General features: G+C 68.9%; 16 protein-coding genes and 1 pseudogene. 9 read left to right on the plus strand and 8 right to left on the minus strand.

The window, feature by feature from the left end; genetic code table 11:
- Window positions 1-74: 74 nt before the first annotated feature.
- The 5 genes from ABE483_RS04380 to ABE483_RS04400 form a co-directional block, all read right to left on the minus strand.
- Entirely contained in the window at window positions 75-2,132 is a 2,058-nt protein-coding gene (locus ABE483_RS04380; RefSeq protein ID WP_313211294.1) for an FUSC family protein, read from the minus strand.
- A gap of 3 nt (window positions 2,133-2,135) precedes the next feature.
- Window positions 2,136-3,593, minus strand: a complete 1,458-nt coding sequence (locus ABE483_RS04385; protein ID WP_346481173.1) for an efflux transporter outer membrane subunit — start codon at window positions 3,591-3,593, stop codon at window positions 2,136-2,138.
- Window positions 3,590-4,498, minus strand: coding sequence for an HlyD family secretion protein (locus ABE483_RS04390; protein WP_346481174.1), 909 nt, complete (start codon window positions 4,496-4,498; stop codon window positions 3,590-3,592). Before ABE483_RS04390 ends, ABE483_RS04385 begins: the two co-directional genes overlap by 4 nt.
- Window positions 4,495-4,704, minus strand: coding sequence for a DUF1656 domain-containing protein (locus ABE483_RS04395; RefSeq protein WP_019183984.1), 210 nt, complete (start codon window positions 4,702-4,704; stop codon window positions 4,495-4,497). The genes ABE483_RS04390 and ABE483_RS04395 overlap by 4 nt, the downstream gene beginning before the upstream one ends.
- Before the next feature lie 101 nt (window positions 4,705-4,805).
- A complete protein-coding gene (locus ABE483_RS04400; protein WP_313211297.1) occupies window positions 4,806-5,261 on the minus strand; it encodes a MarR family transcriptional regulator in 456 nt (151 codons plus the stop codon).
- Window positions 5,262-5,420: 159 nt separating this feature from the next.
- Between ABE483_RS04400 and folE the strand changes: the two genes are divergently transcribed.
- The 4 genes and pseudogenes from folE (at window position 5,421) to ABE483_RS04420 (ending at window position 11,975) form a co-directional block, all read left to right on the plus strand.
- On the plus strand, window positions 5,421-6,023 hold the full coding sequence (gene folE, locus ABE483_RS04405) for a GTP cyclohydrolase I FolE (RefSeq protein ID WP_019183982.1): 603 nt from the start codon (window positions 5,421-5,423) through the stop codon (window positions 6,021-6,023).
- A gap of 127 nt (window positions 6,024-6,150) precedes the next feature.
- Window positions 6,151-7,620 carry a DUF3375 domain-containing protein gene (locus ABE483_RS04410; protein ID WP_346462810.1) on the plus strand — a complete coding sequence of 490 codons (1,470 nt, stop codon included), beginning with the start codon at window positions 6,151-6,153 and terminating at the stop codon, window positions 7,618-7,620.
- A gap of 88 nt (window positions 7,621-7,708) precedes the next feature.
- A pseudogene (locus ABE483_RS04415) lies at window positions 7,709-8,308 on the plus strand (DUF4194 domain-containing protein); the annotation flags it as partial.
- A gap of 46 nt (window positions 8,309-8,354) precedes the next feature.
- Window positions 8,355-11,975 (plus strand): SbcC/MukB-like Walker B domain-containing protein, encoded by a 3,621-nt coding sequence (locus ABE483_RS04420; RefSeq protein ID WP_346481175.1) that lies wholly within the window; start codon window positions 8,355-8,357, stop codon window positions 11,973-11,975.
- A gap of 37 nt (window positions 11,976-12,012) precedes the next feature.
- Here ABE483_RS04420 and ABE483_RS04425 read toward each other — a convergent pair whose 3' ends face one another.
- Complete coding sequence (locus ABE483_RS04425) at window positions 12,013-12,789, minus strand: TSUP family transporter (protein ID WP_070474219.1); 777 nt, start codon at window positions 12,787-12,789, stop codon at window positions 12,013-12,015.
- Window positions 12,790-12,851: 62 nt separating this feature from the next.
- On the opposite strand from ABE483_RS04425, the gene ABE483_RS04430 reads away from it, so the two are divergent.
- From ABE483_RS04430 to ABE483_RS04450, 5 genes are all read left to right on the plus strand, one after another.
- On the plus strand, window positions 12,852-13,244 hold the full coding sequence (locus tag ABE483_RS04430) for a YchJ family metal-binding protein (RefSeq protein WP_313219792.1): 393 nt from the start codon (window positions 12,852-12,854) through the stop codon (window positions 13,242-13,244).
- 67 nt (window positions 13,245-13,311) lie between these two features.
- Window positions 13,312-14,598 (plus strand): ergothioneine biosynthesis protein EgtB, encoded by a 1,287-nt coding sequence (egtB, locus tag ABE483_RS04435; RefSeq protein WP_313211301.1) that lies wholly within the window; start codon window positions 13,312-13,314, stop codon window positions 14,596-14,598.
- Window positions 14,595-15,569 (plus strand): L-histidine N(alpha)-methyltransferase, encoded by a 975-nt coding sequence (gene egtD, locus ABE483_RS04440; RefSeq protein ID WP_346462812.1) that lies wholly within the window; start codon window positions 14,595-14,597, stop codon window positions 15,567-15,569. The genes egtB and egtD overlap by 4 nt, the downstream gene beginning before the upstream one ends.
- A 54-nt stretch (window positions 15,570-15,623) precedes the next feature.
- Window positions 15,624-17,792, plus strand: coding sequence for a lytic murein transglycosylase (locus ABE483_RS04445; protein WP_313219789.1), 2,169 nt, complete (start codon window positions 15,624-15,626; stop codon window positions 17,790-17,792).
- On the plus strand, window positions 17,789-18,364 hold the full coding sequence (locus ABE483_RS04450; RefSeq protein WP_313219788.1) for a DUF2628 domain-containing protein: 576 nt from the start codon (window positions 17,789-17,791) through the stop codon (window positions 18,362-18,364). The genes ABE483_RS04445 and ABE483_RS04450 overlap by 4 nt, the downstream gene beginning before the upstream one ends.
- 4 nt (window positions 18,365-18,368) lie before the next feature.
- Here the strand turns inward: ABE483_RS04450 and ABE483_RS04455 are convergent, their stop codons facing one another.
- Window positions 18,369-19,559: a benzoate/H(+) symporter BenE family transporter gene (locus ABE483_RS04455; RefSeq protein WP_346481176.1), complete on the minus strand. Its 1,191-nt coding sequence runs from the start codon at window positions 19,557-19,559 to the stop codon at window positions 18,369-18,371.
- Between the two features lie 32 nt (window positions 19,560-19,591).
- The coding region (locus ABE483_RS04460; protein ID WP_346481177.1) for a hypothetical protein at window positions 19,592-19,784 on the minus strand (193 nt) is incomplete at its 5' end.

The following is a 19,784-nucleotide window of genomic DNA, read 5'->3' on the forward strand; positions in this document are numbered from 1 at the left end:
TTGATCCATGCGCAAATGCATGCGTCAGGATAGCCCTGATCGGTGTGGGCCGGCCGGTCTGCGGCCAGGCCGGTTCAGCGCGGCGCGGGCAGGCCAGGGGCCGCTGCGGGGGGCTGGGCAGGGGTATCGACCACCGGCGCCTCGGGGAACAGGGCATAGCGCAGCCCGATTAGGCCCATCAGCGCTTCATCGCGGGCCTTGCCGGCCGCCACGGTCTGCACGCGCTTGAGCGAGGCCTCCAGTCGGGTCTGCAGCCCGGCCGGGGCAGGCACTGGCCGGCGCTGCGCGGCCTGGGCGCGGTAATGGCGGGCGATGTCGTCCAGGATCGCGTCGATCGCGGCCACGCTGGCCGGCGGCAGGCCATGCCGTGAGCGGCGCAGCTGCAGGATGTTCAGGCCGATCCGCGCTTCGGTGAGCATGTCCACCGAGGCGATGTCGCTGCCTTCCGGCGTCGCCGCCAGGCGCGGTGCCAGCAGGCCGAGCAGATCGAGCATGCGCGCGGCGAACTGCTGGCGGTCCTGCTGGCCACGGCCCTCGGCCGCATCGGCCAGCGTGTTCCAGCCTTGGCGTACCAGCCGGCGTGCGGTCCACTCGGCACCCACCGAGCGGAACAGCCGCGTCATCACCACCGCAAAGCCAATGCCGATGAACATCGCCACGGCCGAGTTGATGAAGCTCTGGATGTTGGCGCTGTAGGTGTTCTGCACGTTCAACAGCGCGACCAGATTCACCGTGAGCGGCAGGCCGATCAATGCGGTCTTGGGCCGATGCAGCAGCAGGCCCAGCGGCAGGAAGATCACCGCCAGCACCAGCACCAGGCTGCCGAAGTCGTGTACGGCCGGGAAGATCCCGAACAGGTACACGCCGGCCACCAGGCTGGCCACGATGGCCCAGAGCAGGAAGGACAGCATGCTCGGCGCCGGATCATCCTGCGCGGCGAAGAACGCGGCGGCCACCGCGGCCATCATCGCGCCGTTGCCGCCGCCCTCCCAGCCGAGCCCGATCCACAGCACGCAGTACGTCATCAGGGCGACGCCGGCACTGGCGGCGGAGAACAGCGCCATGCCGTAGTCCACATGGCGCACGTGATCCACGCGCTGGGTGCGCACGCGGTAATGCGCGGTATCGCTCGGCGCGGTGCCGGCATCGATGGCGGCATGCAGGGTGGTGCAGTCCTGCCAGAGGTCGACCAGCTCTTCCAGCCGCAGCAGCAGGGTCACCAGCAGCAGGTGGTCCAGCTCACCATCCACCGCCGGCTTGAGCGCGACGATGCGTGCGCGCAGTGTGGCGTACGCACTGGCGCTGGAGCGGCCGGGCTGTTCCAGCCACTGGGCCAGATCGGCGATCAGCGTCTCCAGCCCGGGCGGCAGCGCACGGCCACCCGCACGCAACGCCCCGAGCCGGTCGGCGATCGAAGAGAGCACCGGCAGCATCAGCAGCATGCGCTCGCGCAGTCGCTCCATCGAGACCGCCGCGCCGGCATGGCGCGGATCATCGCGACGCATGAATTCGATCAGCGCCTCGAACTGGACCAGATCGGCGGCCAACCGGTTGCGCGGGCCATGCGCATGGCCGCGCGTCAGGATCTGCCGGCACCAGTCGGCCGCATCGCCCATCCAGCTGCCGATCCGCGAGCGCAGCATCGGCCGCACCGAGGCCGGGAAGAACAGCGAGGCGAACAGCACCGCCACCACCGTGCCGAGGATGATCTCCTCGCTGCGCGCCACCACGGTGTCGAAGATGGTGTCCGGCGAGGTCACCGCCGGGAAGCCGATGAAGGCGGTGGTGTACCCGGCCAGCAGGAACGCGTAGCCGCGCGGGCCGCGGTTGAGCAGGGCGATGAACAGACACCCGGACAGCCACAGCGACATCGCCGCGCTGAGCAGCAAGGGGGTTTCCACCAGGTGCGGCAGCATCCACAGCGTCGCCGCACCGGCGATCAGCGTGCCGAGGATGCGATAGGCGCCCTTGGCGCGGGTCGGGCCCAGCATCGGTTGGGTCACGATGTAGACCGTGGCCATCGCCCAGTACGGCCGCGAAAGATTGCCGGCCAGGCCGATGTACAGCGCCGCGATCGCCGCCAGGAAGGTCTTGACCGAGAACAACCAGGCCTGTCTGTCCAGCAGCAGCATGGCTTACCTCGCGGCCGTGCCGGTGGCGACGGCGTCGGCATTCCAGCCGCCGCCGAGCACCAGGAACAGCTGGATCTGGTCGCGCGAGACCTGCGCCTGGGCCTCGGCCAGGGTCGCATCGGCGCTGGCCAGGCTGCGGTCGGCATCCAGGCTGGCCAGGTAGGGCGTGCGCCCGCCCTGATAGAGGCGGCGGTTCTGGCTGGCGGCCAGGTCGGCCTGCTGCTGGGCCTGCTGCAGGAACTGCAGGCGCTGCAGATCCTGGGCATAGCGGCTCAGCGCGGTCTGGGTTTCGCGCAGGGCCTGCAGCACGCTGTGATCGAACTCGGCCAGCGCGGCGTCGGCGCCGGCTTCGGTGGCGTGGATGCGCGCATGCGTGCCGGAAGAGGGCAGCGTCCAGGAAATCAGTGGGCCGATCGACCATTGCTGGGTCAACGGCGTACCGAAGTCTTCCAGCAGGCCGGCGGCACCCACCGAGGCACCGAGGCGGATGTCCGGGTACAGCTCGGCGGTGGCCACCCCGATCCGCGCGGTGGCGGCGGCCAGTTTGCGCTCGGCCTGGCGGATGTCCGGGCGGCGCTGCAGCAGCGCGCGGCCATCACCGATCGGCAGCGCCTGCGCCAGCGTTGGGGCCTGGCTGCAGTCGCTCACGCCCTCGGGCAGTTGCCCCGGGGTGCGGCCGAGCAGGGCGGCCAGCTGGTATTCGGAGGCTTGGCGGTGCGCGCGCAGCGGCGGCAGCGCGGCCTGCAGCATCGCCACCTGGGCGTTGGCGCGGGCCAGCTCCGGCGGGGTGCCGCGGCCGGCCGTGATCAGGCGCTGGGTGACCTCGCGGCTGCGCTGCTGCAGCTGCAGCGAGTGCTCGGCCACGTGCAGCTCGTGGTTGGCGTGGCAGATGTCGACGTAGCTGCCGGCCACCTGCGCCACCAGCGACACGCGCGCCAGGTCCATCGCGGCGGCGGTGGCCTGCTCGTCGGCATGCGCGGCCTCGGAGGCGCGCTTGAGCTTGCCGAACAGATCGAACTGATAGGACACCGCGAATTTGCCGTCGGCCAGGTTGATCGGCGGCAGTTCGTGCTCCAGCAGGAACGATTCGGCGGACAGCTGCGCGCGGCTCACGCCGGCCTCGGCCTCGTACTCGAAGCCACCGGCATCCAGCGCCTGCTCGTACACGGCGACGGCGCGGCGCAGGTTGGCATCGGCCACCTTCAGTTCCACGTTGTCGCGCAGCGCCTGCTGCACCAGCGCATTGAGGGTGTCGTCCTGGTACAGCTCCCACCAGCGCGCGGGCAGCGCGGCCCCAGCGGCGACCTGCGGGTTACCGGTCTCGAGGAAGGCGGCATTCGCCTCCGGCCGCTGGAAGGCGGACCCGGCCGGCACCGCATAGTCCGGGCCGACCGTGCGGCACGCGGCCAGCGTGGTCAGGGCCAACCCGAGGGCGATGTGGTGCAGCGCCGGGCGGTTCACAGCGCCGTCCGTGCCGGTTGCGCCGGCGTGGCCGGGGCGGTGTCCGGCTGGATGGTGACCGTGGCGGTACGCCCGGCGATCAGGTTGACGCCGGCCGGCACGCGGTCGATATGGATGCGCACCGGGATGCGCTGGGCCAGCCGCACCCAGTCGAAGGCCGGGGTCACGTTCGGCAGCAGGCTGCTGCCTTCGCTGCGGTAACGGTCTTCGATGCCGGCGGCGATGCTCTGCACGTGGCCCTGCAGCGGCTGCGCTTCGCCCATCAGGCGGATGTCGACCTTCTGCCCGGCATGCACGCCCTGCAGGCGGGTTTCCTCGAAGTAGCCGTCCACGCGGAACGAGCCGGTATCGAGCACGGCCATCACCGGCCGCCCGGCGGTCACGTAGTCGCCGGCACGCACGGTGCGGTCGTTGACGTGGCCATCGCTGGGGCTGCGCACTTCGGTGCGGGCCAGATTGAGCTTGGCCAGATCCACGGCCGCCTGCGCGGTGGCCATCGAAGCCTGCGCGGCGAGCAGCTTGGCCCGGCGCACTTCGGCGTCCTCGGCGGCGACCAGATCCTGCAGGCTGCGGTCGCGGGCGATCTCGCGGCGCAGCTGGTCCAGCGTGGCGCGGCGCTCGCCCAAAGCGGCCTGGGCCTGCTCCAGCGCGATCTCATAGCGCGCGCGATCGACCACGAACAGCACCTCACCGCGCTTGACCGGCTGGTTGTCGGCCACCTTCACTGCCTCCACCAGCCCGGACACGTCCGGCGCGACCTGGACCACGTCGGCACTGACGTGCGCATCGCGCGTCCACGGCTCATCCATGTAATAGGCCCACAGGTGGCGCAGCACCAGCACGGCGGCCACTACGGCCACGGCGGTCAATACGACCGGGAATGTCTGCTTGAGGATCTTGTTCACGATTGCATCCAACGCATCAGGGAAAACAACCCGCCGAGCACGATCACGTACACGGCCAGGTTGAACAGGGCGGGGTGCCAGATGTGGCGGTAGGCGCCGGTGCGCTGCAGGACCACGCGCAACCCGCTCTTGAGCAGGTAGGCAAGCAGCATCAGCCCGAGCAGGGTCGGGACGAACACACCATAGAGACTGAATTCACCGTACATCGAGGCAGAGGGTTCACTGGAAAAAGGTAGGCGACGACCGTGGGTCGTCGTACGTCATGCCGTCGCAGTACGACACCGGGCCGTACAACGGGAGAGCAGGCTTACGTCACGCGGTCGGCCGCATCGGCCAGCAGCTGCCACAGCTTCAGCACGGTGCGCAGTTCATCCAGGGTCAACGCGCCGAACACGTCCTGGCGCAGCCCGATCAACTGGGTCTCCAGCTGGCTGACCAGGGCCTCGCCCTTGTCGGTCAGCCACAGCAGGTTGGCGCGGCGGTCGCTGGCATCGCATTCGCGGCGGACCAGGTCGCTGGCGGCCAGCTTGTCCAGCAGGCGGACCAGCGAAGGGCCTTCCATGCCCAGCTGGTGGGCCAGCGCCACCTGGCGGATACCCCCGCCGGCGCGCCCGATCATCAGCAGCGGCATGGTGCAGGCAGCGGAAATGCCGTAGCTACCCAGGGCCTGGTCGGCCAGGCGCTGCCACTGCCGCCCTGCGTAAAGCAGGCCGGAACTGAGCTGCATCTGCAGCTGGGTACGTTCGTCGAGGGATCGGTTCATCAGAATAGATAGGATACTACTAATTCGTCTCCTATCAATACCCGTGGCACAACCGCGGCCCAATGACTGCCTGTCCGGACACGGCCCGGGCGCCCCGGCGCAGGACGCCCGAGGGGTCTGTCGGGTACGATGCTCGCCCCCCTTCGGGTGCTGTATGTAATGAGCAAGCAAGACAACGACGCCAACCCCGTCACCCAGGCCGAGGCCGAATCGGCGGTGCGCACCCTGCTGCGCTGGGCCGGTGAAGATCCGACCCGTGAAGGCCTGCTGGATACCCCGCGCCGCGTCGCCGAAGCCTATGGCGACTGGTTCAGCGGCTACCGCGACGACCCGCGCGCCTATATGGAGCGGACCTTCGAGGAAGTGGCCGGCTACGACGAACTGATCGTGCTGCGCGACATCGAGTACGAAAGCCACTGCGAACACCACATGGCGCCGATCATCGGCCGCGTGCACGTCGGCTATCTGCCGGCTGGCAAGGTGGTGGGCATCAGCAAGCTGGCCCGTGTGGTCGAGGCGTACGCACGCCGCTTCCAGGTCCAGGAAAAGATGACCGCGCAGATCGCCCAGTGCATCCAGGACGTGCTGCAGCCGGTCGGCGTGGGCGTGGTGGTGGAAGGTGCGCATGAGTGCATGACCACCCGCGGCATCCACAAGCGCGGCGTCAGCATGGTCACCTCCAAGATGCTGGGCAGCTTCCGCGAGGACGCGCGCACCCGCGCCGAGTTCCTGCGTTTCATCGAAGTGGGCGGCAAGCGCTGATTCCCCGCGCTGTCGCGCGCGGCCGGCAGGCGCTGGGCTTCGGCCCGGCCCTGCGGGTGCGTGCGCGTCCCGTTTCCCTCCCGGCCGCCGCGACCCGCGCGGCCTGTCTTCCTGTCCCCGGTCTCGAATGAAACATCGCGAGCGCATTACCCGTTACCGCCACCTGCGCGAACAATCGCAGTGGAAGCTGCTGGCGGCCGATCACGCGCCGGAGATCATCGGCCTGCTGCAGAGCCTGCTGATGCAGGACGAGCGCACCCTGTCCACCGCGGTGCTGCACGAACGCCTGCAGCGCGCGCTGGATGATCTGAAGGCCGATGAGCTGTCGCGCGATCTGCCGCGCACCGCACAGGCCTACATCGCGCATTGGCTGGCCCAGGGCTGGCTGGAACGCCGCTTGCCCGACGGCGCCGACCAGGAACAGTACGAACTGTCCACCCAGGCCGCGCAGGCGATCCGCTTCGCCGACAGCCTGGAGCAGGCGCGCGCTGCCGCCACCGAGAGCCGCCTGGCCCTGGTGATCGAGCAGCTCTCGCAGCTGGCCGCGCTGACCGAATCCAATCCGGATGCACGCCTGTCCGCGCTGCGCGACGAGCGCGACCGCATCGATGCCGAGATCGCCCGCGTCAGCGGCGGCAAGGTGTCCTCGCTGGATGGCAAGCGCGCGCTGGAACGGACCCGCCAGATCATCGGCCTGGCCGACGAACTGACCGAAGATTTCCGCCGCGTGCGCGATGACTTCGAACGCCTCAACCGTGAATTCCGCGAACGCATCATCGATGACGAAGGCGAGCGCGGCGACGTGCTGTCCAAGCTGTTCGAAGGCGTGGACGTGATCGGCGACAGCGACGCCGGGCGCAGCTTCGAGGCGTTCTGGCGCCTGCTCAACGATGCCGAACAGAGCGCCCAGCTCGATGCCGCGCTGGAGACCGTGCTCGCGCGTGGCTTCGCCCGCAAGCTGGATCGCAACGAGCGCACCTTCCTGCGCGGCTTCACCACCACCATGCTCGAGCGCGGTGGCCAGGTCCACGATGTGCTGCAGCACTTCGCCCGCAGCCTGCGCGGCTTCGTGCAGAGCCGTGGCTACCTGGAACAGCGCCGCCTCAACCAGCTGCTCAAGCAGGCCCAGGGCGAGGCGCTGGGCCTGCGCGACCACATCCCGGCGCAGCGCGGCATCGGCCGCGACCTGCAGCTCACCACCAGCCGGCTGCGCTCGCTGTCGCAATGGAAGCTGCACGACCCGCGCCAGGCGCAGGTGGATGGGAGCGTGCAGCGCAACGACACCGCCGCGATCTCGCTGGAGAGTGTTGGTGATCTGGTGGCCGCCTCTGAAATCGACTTCCGCACCCTGCGCCGCGATCTGCACGACCTGCTCGGCGAGCAGCCGCGGCTGTCGATCGCGCAGGTGCTTGAGCACCGTGAGGCCCCGCAGGGGCTGGGCAGCATCATCGGCTACCTCTCTCTTGGCACCCGCCACGGCGAGGTCGCCACCGATCAACAGGAGATCGCGCAATGGCGCGGCGGCGATGGCCAATGGCGTCGCGCCCGCATTCCGCTGATCTGGTTCACCCAGGAGAAACGCCATGAGCTGGCATGAACAATCCACCGACACCCCGATCGACGGCGGCGCAGACGGGCACGACGACGAACCGGTCGTGGTGACGCCCGTCCTGCGGCGTAACAATGACGTGTTCTACATGGGCGACACCGGCCGGCTGCCGCTCGATGGCCGCCGCGCGCTGTGCCAGCTGCTGATCGGCCCGAGCATCGACCAGCTGCGCCACGCCAAGCTGTGGCCGGCGCTGATCCGCAGCGAAGCGGCGATCCGCTCGGCGCTCTCGGACCTGTTCCTGGAACTGGTGCTGGACCGCGAGAGTGGCGTGGCGTTCACCCGCCAGGCCGATACCGAAGATATCGATGCACCGGTGCTGCTGCGTACCTCGCCGCTGACCTTCATCGACTCGGTGCTGCTGCTGCACCTGCGCCAGCAGTTGGCCGAAGCCGATGCGCGCGGCGTGCGCGCGGTGGTCGAGGATGCCGAGCTGGCCGAAGCACTGGCCGTGTACGAGCGCCACCTGTCCACCGACCGCGCCGGCTTCAACCGCCGCGTCGCCAGTGCCGTGCAGAAGATGAAGGACAACCACATCCTCACCCGCCTCGGCGGCGACGATGCGCGTCATGAAGTCTCGCCGGCACTGAAACTGATGTTCTCCGCCGAAGATGTCGCCGCCCTGGCCCAGGTGTACCGCCGCCTGCGCGAAGCGCCGGCCGACCTCGACGCCTGAGCGCGCGCCCGCGCGCCGCTGCCCTGCCTGGATTGCTAGCCCTGCCATGACCGTCCACATTCCCGCACCCGCCCTGTTCCCCGGCGACCAGCCCGACCCGCGCGCGCAGCAGTTCCGCATGCGCCGCCTGCAGGTCCACAACTGGGGCACCTTCTCCGGCCTGACCGAAGTGCCGATCGCCGAGCGCGGCTTCCTGTTCGTCGGCCGCTCCGGCTCGGGCAAGTCGACCCTGCTCGATGCGATGTCCGCGCTGCTGGTGCCGCCGGCCCTGGTCGACTTCAACGCCGCCGCGCGCGAAGCCGAACGCAGTGGCCGCGACCGCAACCTGGTCTCCTACGTGCGGGGCGCCTGGGCCGACCAGCAGGACAGCGGCACCGGTGAAATCGCCACCCAGTACCTGCGCAAAGGCGCTACCTGGACCGCCCTGGTGCTGGAATACCGCAGCAATGACGGCCGCATCGTCAGCCTGGTGCGCCTGTTCTGGATCGCTGGCAACGGCGCGGCGGCGGCCGATGTGCGCAAGCACTACATGGTGGCCGAGCGCAGTTTCGACATCGCGCGCGACCTCGGCGGTTTCGACCTGGACCTGCGCAAGCTCAAGCAGCGCCTGGGCGATGTGCATCACTTCGACAGCTTCGCCAGCTATGCCGAACGTTTCCGCCATGTGCTCGGGATCGAGAACGAGATGGCGCTGCGCCTGCTGCACAAGACGCAGTCGGCGAAGAACCTCGGCGATCTGAACGTGTTCCTGCGCGACTTCATGCTCGATGCACCGCGCACCTTCGATGCGGCCGAGCGGCTGGTCGATGATTTCGCCGAACTCGATGGCGCCCATCAGGCCGTGGTCACCGCGCGCCGCCAGGTTGAAACCCTGCTGCCCGCACGCGGCCACTACGCCGATCTGCAGGCACTGCGCCGCCAGCGTGAAGACCTGGACGAGATGAAGCTGGGCATCGACGGCGTGCGCGAGCAGCGTCGCCTGGCCCTGCTTGAGGCGCGCCTGCTGGAACTGGATACCCGCGACCGCGGTCTGTCCGGGGAAGAAGGCCAGCGCCGCAGCGCGCTGGAGAATCATGAAAGCCACCTCGCCGAACTGGAAGCGCAGCGTCGCCAGCAGGGCGGCGAGCGCATCGAGGAACTGGAGCGCGAGCAGGGCCGTGTCGCCCAGGAGCGCGACCGCCGGCTGGCCAAGCGCAGCCAGGCCAACCACGCCAGCTGCGAACTGGGGGAAACCCTGGCCGAGACCGCGCACGGGTTTGCCGAGCAGCTCGCCCGCGCGCAGGCCCGCCTCGACAACGGCCAGCGCGCCGCGGCCGAGCTGGACGAAGCCATTGCCGAGCGCATGGGCGGCAAGCGCGACGACGAACGCCGCTTCGCCGAAGTGCGTTCGGAACTGGAGGCGCTCAAGCGCACCCCGTCCAGCATTCCCGCGCCGATGCAGCAGCTGCGCGCGCGCCTGAGCAGCGACACCGGCATTCCCGAGGCGGCACTGCCGTTCGTGGGCGAACTGCTGCAGGTCCGCGACGAAGACGCCGCATGGCAGGGCGCCATCGAGCGCGTGCTGCACGGCTTCGCGCAGTCGCTGCTGGTCGATGAGCGCCACCACGCCGAGGTCTCGGCGTGGATCAACCAGACCCACCTCGGGACCCGCCTGGTCTATTACCGGGTGCGCCGCAACGACGACGCACTGCATGGCCGCGAGCCGGGCGCACGTTCGCTGCTGCACAAGCTGGTGCTGCGCGAGCACGGCTATGCCGGCTGGCTGCGCCGCGAGCTGGGCAAGCGCTTCGACTACGAATGCGTCGATGCACGCCATCTGCGCGATACCGACCGCGGCATCACCAAGGAAGGCCAGGTCAAGCACCCGGGCGAGCGCTTCGAGAAGGACGATCGCCACAACATCAGCGACCGCCGCCGCTGGCTGCTCGGCTTCAACAACCGCGACAAACTGGACCTGTACGAGCGCGAAGCGATCGAACTGGCCCAGCGCATCGCTGCCTGCGACAGCGACGTGGCCGGCCTGCGCGCGCAGCGCGAACAGGACGGCAAGGCCCGACTGGCCTGCCATCAGCTGTGCACGCTGGGCTGGGACGAGATCGATGTGGCCGCACCGCTGCAGCGCCTGGACGACATCGCCCAGGCCCTGCACGACCTGCGCGAAGGCAATGCCGATCTGCGCAGGCTGGGCGAACAGATCGAGAAGACCCGGGCCGATGTGGCCCAGGCCAAGCGCACCTATGAAGACGTGCGCGTGGAGCGCGGCCAGCTCGGCCGTGAACACGAACGCCTGGAACGCCTGCACGAGCAGTGCGCGCCGCTGGCCAAGCGCGTGGTCACGCCGCTGCAGCAGCAGGGCCTGGACGAACGCCTGAAGGCGCTCGGCGTGCTCAGCCTGGAGAACCTGGAAGCCCACTTCCGGCAGATCAGCAACACCCTCAACGAACAGCTCGGCGGTGCCCAGGCCGAACACAACCGGCTGGAAAACCTGCTGCTCGGCTGCTTCCGCCGCTACTGCCAGGCCTGGCCGGAAGACAGCGGCGACTTCACCGTCAGCCTGTCCAGCGCCGAAGATTTCCTGGCCCGCCTGCAACGGCTGGAGAACGATGGCCTGCCGCAGCACGAGGCACGCTTCTTCGATCTGCTGCAGAGCCAGAGCAAGAACAACCTGTTGGCCCTGCAGCGGCACACGGCCGAGGCGCGCAAGTCGATCGCCCAGCGCCTGGACGAGGTCAATGCCTCGCTGGAGCAGGTACCGTTCAATCGCGGCACCCTGCTGACCATCGAACTCACCGACCGCCGCCTGCCCGAGGTACTGGATTTCCACCAGCGCCTGCGTGACGTGCTGTCCCAGCAGCAGACCGAGCAGCGCGAACTGGCCGAAGCGCAGTTCGCGGTGCTGCGTGAGCTGGTCGCCAAGCTCGGCTCGCAGGAAGGCGAGGACAAGCGCTGGCGCGAGCTGGTGCTGGACGTGCGCCTGCATGTGGAATTCGTCGGCGTCGAACTCGACGCCGCCACCCGCCAGCAGGTCGAGATCTACCGCAGCGGTGCGGGCAAGTCCGGCGGTCAGCGCCAGAAGCTGGCCACCACCTGCCTGGCGGCCGCGCTGCGCTACCAGCTCGGTGGCGCCGACGGCCAGCTGCCCAGCTACGCGGCGGTGGTGCTCGATGAAGCCTTCGACAAGGCCGACAACGAGTTCACCGCGTTGGCGATGAACATCTTCGACAACTTCGGGTTCCAGATGGTCGTGGCCACCCCGCTGAAGTCGGTGATGACGCTGGAGCCGTTCATCGGCGGTGCCTGCTTCGTGGAGATCAGCGGTCGCCACGACTCCGGCGTCCTGTTGATCGAGTACGACGACGAAGGCAAGCGCCTGAAGCTGCCCGAGCGTGCCCGCGCCGGCGAGACGACGGCGGCACCGGCACCGGCCGTGATTGCCCCGCCTGCCGTAGTGGATGCCCCCGAGGCGATGGCCACTGAAGTGATGGCGGCCTCGATCGACGAGGACGCCCACGTCGAGGCCGAGGTCGTGGCGGCGCCGGCAGCGGCGCCGGCATCCCGCCCGAAGAAGGCTGTGCCCCAGGTACCGGCAAAGAAAGCGGCAAAGAAGACGGCCACCAAGGCCGCGCCCAAGGCGCCCGCAAAGAAGCCCGCCAAGCCCAAGCGCTGAGCAACCGACGGGTCAGCCCCAGGGCTGGCCCGTCCTGCTAACCGGCGAAGGTGTCCCAGCCCATCCGGGCGATCAGCACCACCACCAGGCCGACGAACAGCTTGCGGATGAAGGGCGTGCCACCGCGCAGCGCCATCCGCGTGCCGACCACCGAGCCGATGATGTTGGCCGCGGCCATCGGCAGTGCGAACAGCCACAGGATGTTGCCGGTCGGCACGAAGAAGGAGATCGCCGCCACGTTGGTCGCCAGGTTCACCACCTTGGAGGCGGCCGACGCACGCAGGAAGTCCAGCCCGAAGAAGCGCACGAACAGGAAGATCAGGAAGCTGCCGGTGCCGGGCCCGAAGAAGCCGTCGTAAAACCCGATCACCGCACCGATCGCCAACGCGGTCACCAGTTCCTTGCGGCCGATCTCGCGCGGGCGGTGCAGGGCACCGAAGTCCTTCTTCCACAGCGTGTAGCCGAGCATCGCCACCAGCAGCACCAGCACCAGCGGGCGTACCGCGTCCTTGGGCAGCAGGCTGACCGCCGTGGCCCCGGCAAACGAGAACACAAACGCCGTGCCCGCCGCGAACAGTACCGGCCGCCACGGGAAGCGCACATTGCGCGCGTAGCGGAATGCGGCAGCCGCCGTGCCGAACATCGAGCTGAACTTGTTGGTGCCGAACAGCATCGCCGGCGTGTGCTGCGGCAAGACGGTGAACAACCCGGGCAACTGCACCAGCCCACCGCCGCCGACGGCGGCATCGACCAGGCCGGCGATGAAGGCGATCGCCACCAACCACAACAGCTCAGGGGGAACCAGCTCAAGCACGGCAGCACATCGCGGCAGAAGGCGCGCCAGCATACGCCCGGTCATCGCGCGACAATACCCCCATGACCACCGCCATCTCCGACCCCTGTCCCTGCGGCCGCCCACTGGCCTACGCCGCCTGCTGCGGCCGCTACCACGCCGGCACACCCGCGCCGGATGCCGAAGCGCTGATGCGCTCGCGCTACAGCGCCTACGTGCGCCACCTGGCCGGGTACCTGCTGGCCAGCTGGCACCCGTCCACGCGCCCGGCCGAGCTGTCGCTGGACGAAGCACCCGGCCAGCGCACGCAGTGGCTGGGGCTGACGATCCACGCACATACCCGCTCAGATGCCGACCACGCCCAGGTCCGTTTCACCGCGCGCTACAAGGTCGGCGGCGGCAGTGCGGTGAAAATGCTCGAACACAGTCGCTTCGTCCGCGAAGACGGCCGCTGGTTCTATCTCGACGCATTCTGAGCGTTGTCACCCGATCCATGCCGTGCCATGACGTGGCACTCACCCCGGCTGGCCGATCCTGATCGCGATGACTACCGCCGTTGCTGCCGCACCTCCGCATACTGCCGCCCCGCCGACGTCGCTGGCCGCCCGCTACGCCAGCGTGCGCGCCCGCACGGTCGCGCTGGCCGCGCCGCTCAGTGCGGAAGACGCCATGGTGCAGAGCATGGCCGACGCCAGTCCGGCAAAATGGCACCTGGCCCACACCACGTGGTTCTTCGAGCGCTTCGTGCTGGCCACCCGGCCCGGCTACGCACCGGTCGATGCGGACTGGCATTACCTGTTCAACAGCTACTACCAGAGCATCGGCCCGGCCCATGCGCGCCCCCAGCGCGGTCTGCTCTCGCGGCCCTCGCTGGATGAAGTGCTGCATTTCCGCGCCGAGATCGACCAGCGCGTGATCGCTGCGCTGCAGGCCGGCAGCCTGAGTGAGCAGGCCCAGCAGCAGCTGCTGCTCGGCCTGCACCATGAGCAGCAGCATCAGGAACTCCTGCTGACCGATATCAAGCACGCGTTCTGGTCCAACCCGCTGCAGCCGGCCTACCGCGAGGATCTTGTCGTGGCGCCGGCCCGTGCGCTGCCGCTGCAGTGGCTCAGCAGTCCTGAACAGATCGTGGAGATCGGCGCGCCGGTCTGGCCCACCCGCCCCACGTTCGCCTATGACAACGAATCGCCGGTCCACCGCGTATTGGTGCCCGCGCATGCGCTGGCCAACCGCCCGGTCAGCAACGAGGAGTACCGCCAGTTTGTGCAGGCCGGTGGCTACCGCGAGCCGCGTTGGTGGATGAGCGAAGGCTGGACCCTGTGTCAGGAGCAGCACTGGGAGCATCCACTCTATTGGGATGACGCGCTGGAGCGGGAGTTCACCCTCGGCGGCTGGCGTGCGCTCGACCCCCACGCACCGGTCTGCCATCTCAGTTACTTCGAAGCCGACGCCTACGCACGCTGGCAGGACGCCAGGCTGCCCACCGAATTCGAATGGGAGGCCGCCACCGCCGGCCGGCCGCTGCGGGGTCGCTTCGCCGATACCGATCACCTCCACCCGGGCGGGGCGGCGGAAGAAGGCGATCTCGTCCAGCTGTTTGGCGATGTCTGGGAATGGACCAGCAGCGCCTACGGGCCGTATCCCGGCTTCCGCACCTTCCCGGGCAACCTCGGTGAGTACAACGGCAAATTCATGTGCGGGCAGTGGGTGCTGCGCGGAGGCAGCTGCGCCACCCCGGCCGATCACCTGCGCGCCAGCTACCGCAATTTCTTCGCGCCGTCGGCCCGGTGGCAGTTCGCCGGCCTGCGCCTGGCCCGGGATGCCGCATGAGTTCGGTCCGTGATGCACTCCAAGCGTTGACCGATCTGCAGCCGGATCGGGACCAGATCACCGCCGACATCCTGCGTGGTCTGTCCACCACGCCGCGGCAGCTGCCCTCCAAGTACTTCTACGATGCGCAGGGCTCGGCGCTGTTCGAGCAGATCACCCAGCAGCCGGAGTACTACCCGACCCGCACCGAGCTGCAGCTGCTGCAGGACTGCGCGCGTGACATCGCCAAGGTGGTCGGCCCGCGCCTGCATGTGGTCGAGCTGGGCAGTGGCAGCGGGCGCAAGACCGAACTGCTGCTGCATGCGCTGCGGGACCCGGTCGCTTACACCCCGATCGAAATCTCCCGCGCCGCGCTGCTGGACAGCATCACCCGGCTGGCCCCCTCGCTGCCGGACATCGAAATGCTGCCGGTCTGCGCGGATTTCACCCAGCCGGTGCAGTTGCCATCGCCGCAGCGCGAGCCGGCCCGCCACCTGGTGTTCTTCCCTGGATCGACCTTGGGCAACTTCGCCCACGACGACGCCGTCGCCCTGTTGAAGGCGATGCGCCAGACCATGGGCCCGGATGGCATGGCCCTGATCGGCATCGACCTGCACAAGGACGCGGCGTTGATCGAAGCGGCGTACAACGATGCCGCCGGGGTCACCGCCGAGTTCACCCTCAATCTGCTGCGTCGGCTCAACCGCGACATCGGCAGCGATTTCGATCTGGACGGCTTCCGCCATCGTGCCCGCTACAGCGTGCCGCGGCTGCGCATCGAAACCGAGCTGGTCAGCCAGCGCGACCAGCGCGTGCAGGTGGGGGGGCAGAGCTTCGACTTCGCCGAAGGCGAGGCGATGACCGTCGAGTACAGTCACAAGTACACCGATGCGGTGTTCGCCGCGATGGCCGCCGCCGCCGGCCTGCGCGTGACCGCCCACTGGAACGCCACCGATCCCGCCTTCGGCCTGCGTCTGCTACAGCCGGCCTGACCCGCGCGGCATTGCCGCTATGATGCAGGTCCACTGGCTGCAAGGATTCCGCCAATGCGATGGTCGCCCCTGTTGTTGGCCGGGCTGTGGCTCGGCGCACCGTCGATCGCGGTCGCCGCGCCGGACGCATTCGCCACCTGCCTGGTCACGCTGAAGGCGCAGGCCGGCAAGCAGGGCATCAGCGCCGAGCGCTTCGAGGTGCTCACCGCCGGGCTGACCCCCGACCCCAGCGTGTTGCCGCTGCTGGATGCACAGCCGGAGTTCACCACTCCGTTGTGGGATTACCTGGCCGCGCTGGTGGATACCCAGCGCGTTGATGACGGGCGCGCCCGTCTGATCGAGCACCGTGATCTGCTGGCCCGTGTTTCGGCCGAGTACGGTGTCGATGCCGCCACCATTGTCGCGGTGTGGGGCGTAGAGAGCGATTACGGCCGCGTGTTCGGCAAGCGCCCGCTGCTGCAGTCGTTGGCCACGCTCTCCTGCGAAGGCCGCCGCCAGCCCTTCTTCCGCGGTGAACTGCTGGCCCTGCTCAAGCTGATCGATGCCGGCGACCTGCGCGCCGAGGGCCTGACCGGCTCGTGGGCCGGCGCCTTCGGCCACACCCAGTTCATGCCCTCCACCTATGCGCGTATCGCGGTGGATGGCGACGGCGATGGTCGCCGCGATCTGGTCGCCTCCATTCCCGATGCGCTGGCCTCCACCGCCAACTATCTCAAGAAGGCAGGCTGGCGTACCGGGCAGCCGTGGGGCATCGAGGTGAAGATTCCGGCCGGCTTCAACGCCGCCCAAGCCGGCCGCACCCAGCGCAAGCCACTGGCTGACTGGCGCGCGCTGGGCATCGTCCCGGTCGCCGGGGGGGGGCTGGCGCCTGCGGGGCTCCCGGCCGACAGCAACGCGGCACTGCTACTCCCGACCGGTGCCAAGGGCCCGGCGTGGCTGGTGTTCCGCAATTACGATGCGATCTACGCCTACAACGCCGCCGAGAGCTACGCGCTGGCGATCGCGACACTGGCCGATCGCCTGCGTGGTGGAACCGGCATTGCCGCCGCCTGGCCAACCGATGATCCCGGCATCGGCCGTACCGAACGTCGAGAGCTGCAGACCCTGTTGCTGGCCCGCGGCCACGATATCGGTACGGCCGACGGCATGATCGGTACCGCCACCCGCCGCGCCATCCAGGCCGAGCAGCAGCGCCTGGGCTGGACCCCCGCCGATGGCCGTGCCGGCCAGCGCATTCTCACCGCCCTTCGCGGTGCTCCTCCTTCTTCCACACCGACCATGCCCGCATCCACCGTGTTCACCCTGCCGCCCAATCACGCCCAGTACGTCCAATCCCCGGCGGCGCCCCGCGCGGCCCTGCCCAAGGTGCCCGGGCTCAGCCTGGCCGACATCCAGGGCTTCCCCGCGTGGACGGTCCAGACCCCGTTCGCCACCGCCGCGATCAGCGTATTCGGCGGCCAGCTCCTGTCCTATGTGCCCAAGGGCGGGCAGGACGTCATGTGGCTCTCGCCGAGCGCCCAGCCGCTGCCGACCCCGATCCGCGGGGGCAGCCCCGTGTGCTGGCCGTACTTCGGCCGCCAGGGGCAGGGCAATGACGTGCCCTCGCATGGCTTCGTCCGCAACGTGCCATGGACCCTGCAGCAGGCCCGTCGAGAGGCCGACGGCACCATGGTGCTGACCCTGGCGCCGCCGGTGCTGGAGAACCTGGACCTGCGCCTGCGCATGGAGCTGCGCATCGGCCGGACCCTGGAACAGCGCCTGATCACCGAAAACACCGGCCGCCAGCCGGTCGCCTTCACCCAGGCCCTGCACAACTACTTCCATGTCAGCGATGCGATGCAGGTCAGCGTGGAGGGCCTGGATGGCCTGTCCTACCTGGACAAGTTCGAGAATTACGCGACCCCGCGCCAGCAGCAGGGCGACTGGAACCTGCGCGACCCGCGCGATCCCGGCCGCAGCGACCGCATCTATACGCAGGCCGGCGGCCGCTACGTGCTCAAGGACCCGGGCCTGAAGCGCCGCATCGAGATCACCACCACCGGCAGCCGCTCGCTGGTCGCCTGGAACCCGGGCGAGGCCGGCGCCAGCAAGATGGCCGATGTCGGGGCCGGCTGGCGCAACTATGTGTGCCTGGAAGCGGCCAATGCCGGCCCGGATGTGGTGACCCTGGCACCGGGTGCGCAGCACGTGCTGCAGCAGACGCTGGCGGTTCGCCCGCTATGAGTACGGTTCCGTCCCCGGCCCGGCCGGACGAGACGGCCGAGGATCCTTATCGCGCGCCCAGCACCGCCCTGCACGAGGCCATGATCGACGCCCAGATCGATGCGGCCGTGGCGGTGCATGACCGCCATCCGCTGCTGGCGAAGGCGGTGGGCGACAACTTCGCGTTGTATGCCCGTCGCTGGCATCTCGATGAGGCCGGTGGCCGCTGGCCGCGCCCGTGGCACTGGCCGGCCGTCCTGTTTGGCTTCCACTGGCTCATGTACCGGCGTATGTACCTGGTGGCATTCGCGGTGCTCATGGCCGATTTCGCCATTGGCATGGCGATGGTCCTGCTGGACCTGGCGGTGGGCGGCGTCGTGTTATCGCTGGGTGTGCGGCTCTCGCTGGGCATCTTCGGCAATGCGCTGTACCGCTGGCATTGCCGCCGCATGGTGGCGCGGGCGCAGGCCCGTTTTACCGGGCAGCCGGAGCGGATCAACGCCGAACTAGTACGCCGCGGGGGTACCAGCCGGCTTGCCCTGGGCCTGGGCCTGGCACTGTTCGTCGTACTGCGTATCTTCGAAGGCGCGTGAGGCGTCAGCGGGCGACCGGACGCGGTCGCAGTGCTGCCAGGCAGATGCCGCCGGCGACCAACCCCCAGAACGCCGAGCCGATCCCGGCCAGCGACAGGCCCGAGGCGGTGACCAGGAAGGTCACCAGCGCCGCTTCGCGATCGGCCTCCTCACGCAGGGCCGTCGCCAGGCTGTTGGCGATGGTGCCCAACAGTGCGATGCCGGCCACGCAGGCCACCAGTTCCTTGGGGAAGGCGGCGAACACGGCCGCCACCGTCGCCCCGAACAGGCCCACCACGATATAGAAGGCGCCCGCGGCCACCGCGGCGGTATAACGGCGGGCCGGATCCTCGTGTGCCTCACGGCCCATGCAGATCGCGGCGGTGATCGCGGCCAGGTTGAGCCCATAGGCGCCAAACGGGGCGAGCAGCGTGTTGACCACCCCGATCCAGCCGATCACCGGCGATACCGGGGTGTCGTAGCCGGAGGCACGGATCACCGCTACGCCCGGGATGTTCTGCGAGGCCATGGTGACCACGAACAGGGGCAGGGCGATGCCGAACACCGCCGACCACGACAGCGTTGGCCAGGTGAATACCGGCGTGGCCAGTTCCAGCCGCACGTCCTGCATATGAAGCAGGCCCTGACCTGCGGCGACCAGGACACCGACAACCAGCGTGGCGATCACCGCATAGCGCGGGAACAGCCGTCGCCCGATCAGCCAGGTGGCGAACATCGCCAGTGCCATGCCCAGCTGAGTGCCCATGGAGACGAACACATCCAGACCGAAGCGCAGCAGTACGCCAGCAAGCATGCCAGCGGCCAGCGCCATCGGCACACGCTTCATCAGCTTCGCGAAGATCCCCGAGAAGCCGGCGAGCATGCCCAGCACCGCGGCAAGGACGAACGCACCGATCGCATCGCTGTAGCCGACCGCGCCCGCACCCACCACGAGCATGGCCGCACCCGGCGTGGACCATGCAGTGACGACCGGCATCCGATAGCGCAGTGACAGACCAATACACGTCACGCCCATGCCAAGGCCCAACGCCCACATCCACGAGGCGATCTGCGCCTGGTCGGCGCCTACCGCGCGTGCGGCCTGGAACACGATCACCGCCGAACTGGCGAAGCCCACCAATACCGTAATGAAGCCCGCCATCACCGCAGGCAGGGAGAGATCGCGCCACAACGAACGTTTGCCTACCGCGGACATCGCATGCATTCCTGATGACAAGAGATGCATTGTTAGCAAGCCAGCGGCAGCACGCGCAACGCGCGTGCTGCCGCGCTTGTTGATGAGCAGCATGGATGGATGACGCGTTGATGAAAAAGATCGACGAAAACCCTTGACGAATTTTCAGAAGTCTTTAGTATTCGCTCCCTCGCTGCGACGCGGTCTTCACCCCGGTGAACACCCACCCGCAGCGACGGCAACAAG

The organism is Stenotrophomonas sp. TWI602 (assembly GCF_039674045.1).
Classification (GTDB): Bacteria; Pseudomonadota; Gammaproteobacteria; order Xanthomonadales; family Xanthomonadaceae; genus Stenotrophomonas.

What these genes read in the sequence shown, in the direction of transcription:
- ABE483_RS04445 (WP_313219789.1), top strand. Translation starts at nt 15,624, where the DNA reads ATGCGATGGTCGCCCCTGTTGTTGGCCGGGCTGTGGCTCGGCGCACCG.
- folE (WP_019183982.1), top strand. Translation starts at nt 5,421, where the DNA reads ATGAGCAAGCAAGACAACGACGCCAACCCCGTCACCCAGGCCGAGGCC.
- egtB (WP_313211301.1), top strand. Translation starts at nt 13,312, where the DNA reads ATGACTACCGCCGTTGCTGCCGCACCTCCGCATACTGCCGCCCCGCCG.
- egtD (WP_346462812.1), top strand. Translation starts at nt 14,595, where the DNA reads ATGAGTTCGGTCCGTGATGCACTCCAAGCGTTGACCGATCTGCAGCCG.
- ABE483_RS04430 (WP_313219792.1), top strand. Translation starts at nt 12,852, where the DNA reads ATGACCACCGCCATCTCCGACCCCTGTCCCTGCGGCCGCCCACTGGCC.
- ABE483_RS04450 (WP_313219788.1), top strand. Translation starts at nt 17,789, where the DNA reads ATGAGTACGGTTCCGTCCCCGGCCCGGCCGGACGAGACGGCCGAGGAT.
- ABE483_RS04420 (WP_346481175.1), top strand. Translation starts at nt 8,355, where the DNA reads ATGACCGTCCACATTCCCGCACCCGCCCTGTTCCCCGGCGACCAGCCC.
- ABE483_RS04455 (WP_346481176.1), bottom strand. Translation starts at nt 19,559, where the DNA reads ATGTCCGCGGTAGGCAAACGTTCGTTGTGGCGCGATCTCTCCCTGCCT.
- ABE483_RS04410 (WP_346462810.1), top strand. Translation starts at nt 6,151, where the DNA reads ATGAAACATCGCGAGCGCATTACCCGTTACCGCCACCTGCGCGAACAA.
- ABE483_RS04400 (WP_313211297.1), bottom strand. Translation starts at nt 5,261, where the DNA reads ATGAACCGATCCCTCGACGAACGTACCCAGCTGCAGATGCAGCTCAGT.
- ABE483_RS04395 (WP_019183984.1), bottom strand. Translation starts at nt 4,704, where the DNA reads ATGTACGGTGAATTCAGTCTCTATGGTGTGTTCGTCCCGACCCTGCTC.
- ABE483_RS04380 (WP_313211294.1), bottom strand. Translation starts at nt 2,132, where the DNA reads ATGCTGCTGCTGGACAGACAGGCCTGGTTGTTCTCGGTCAAGACCTTC.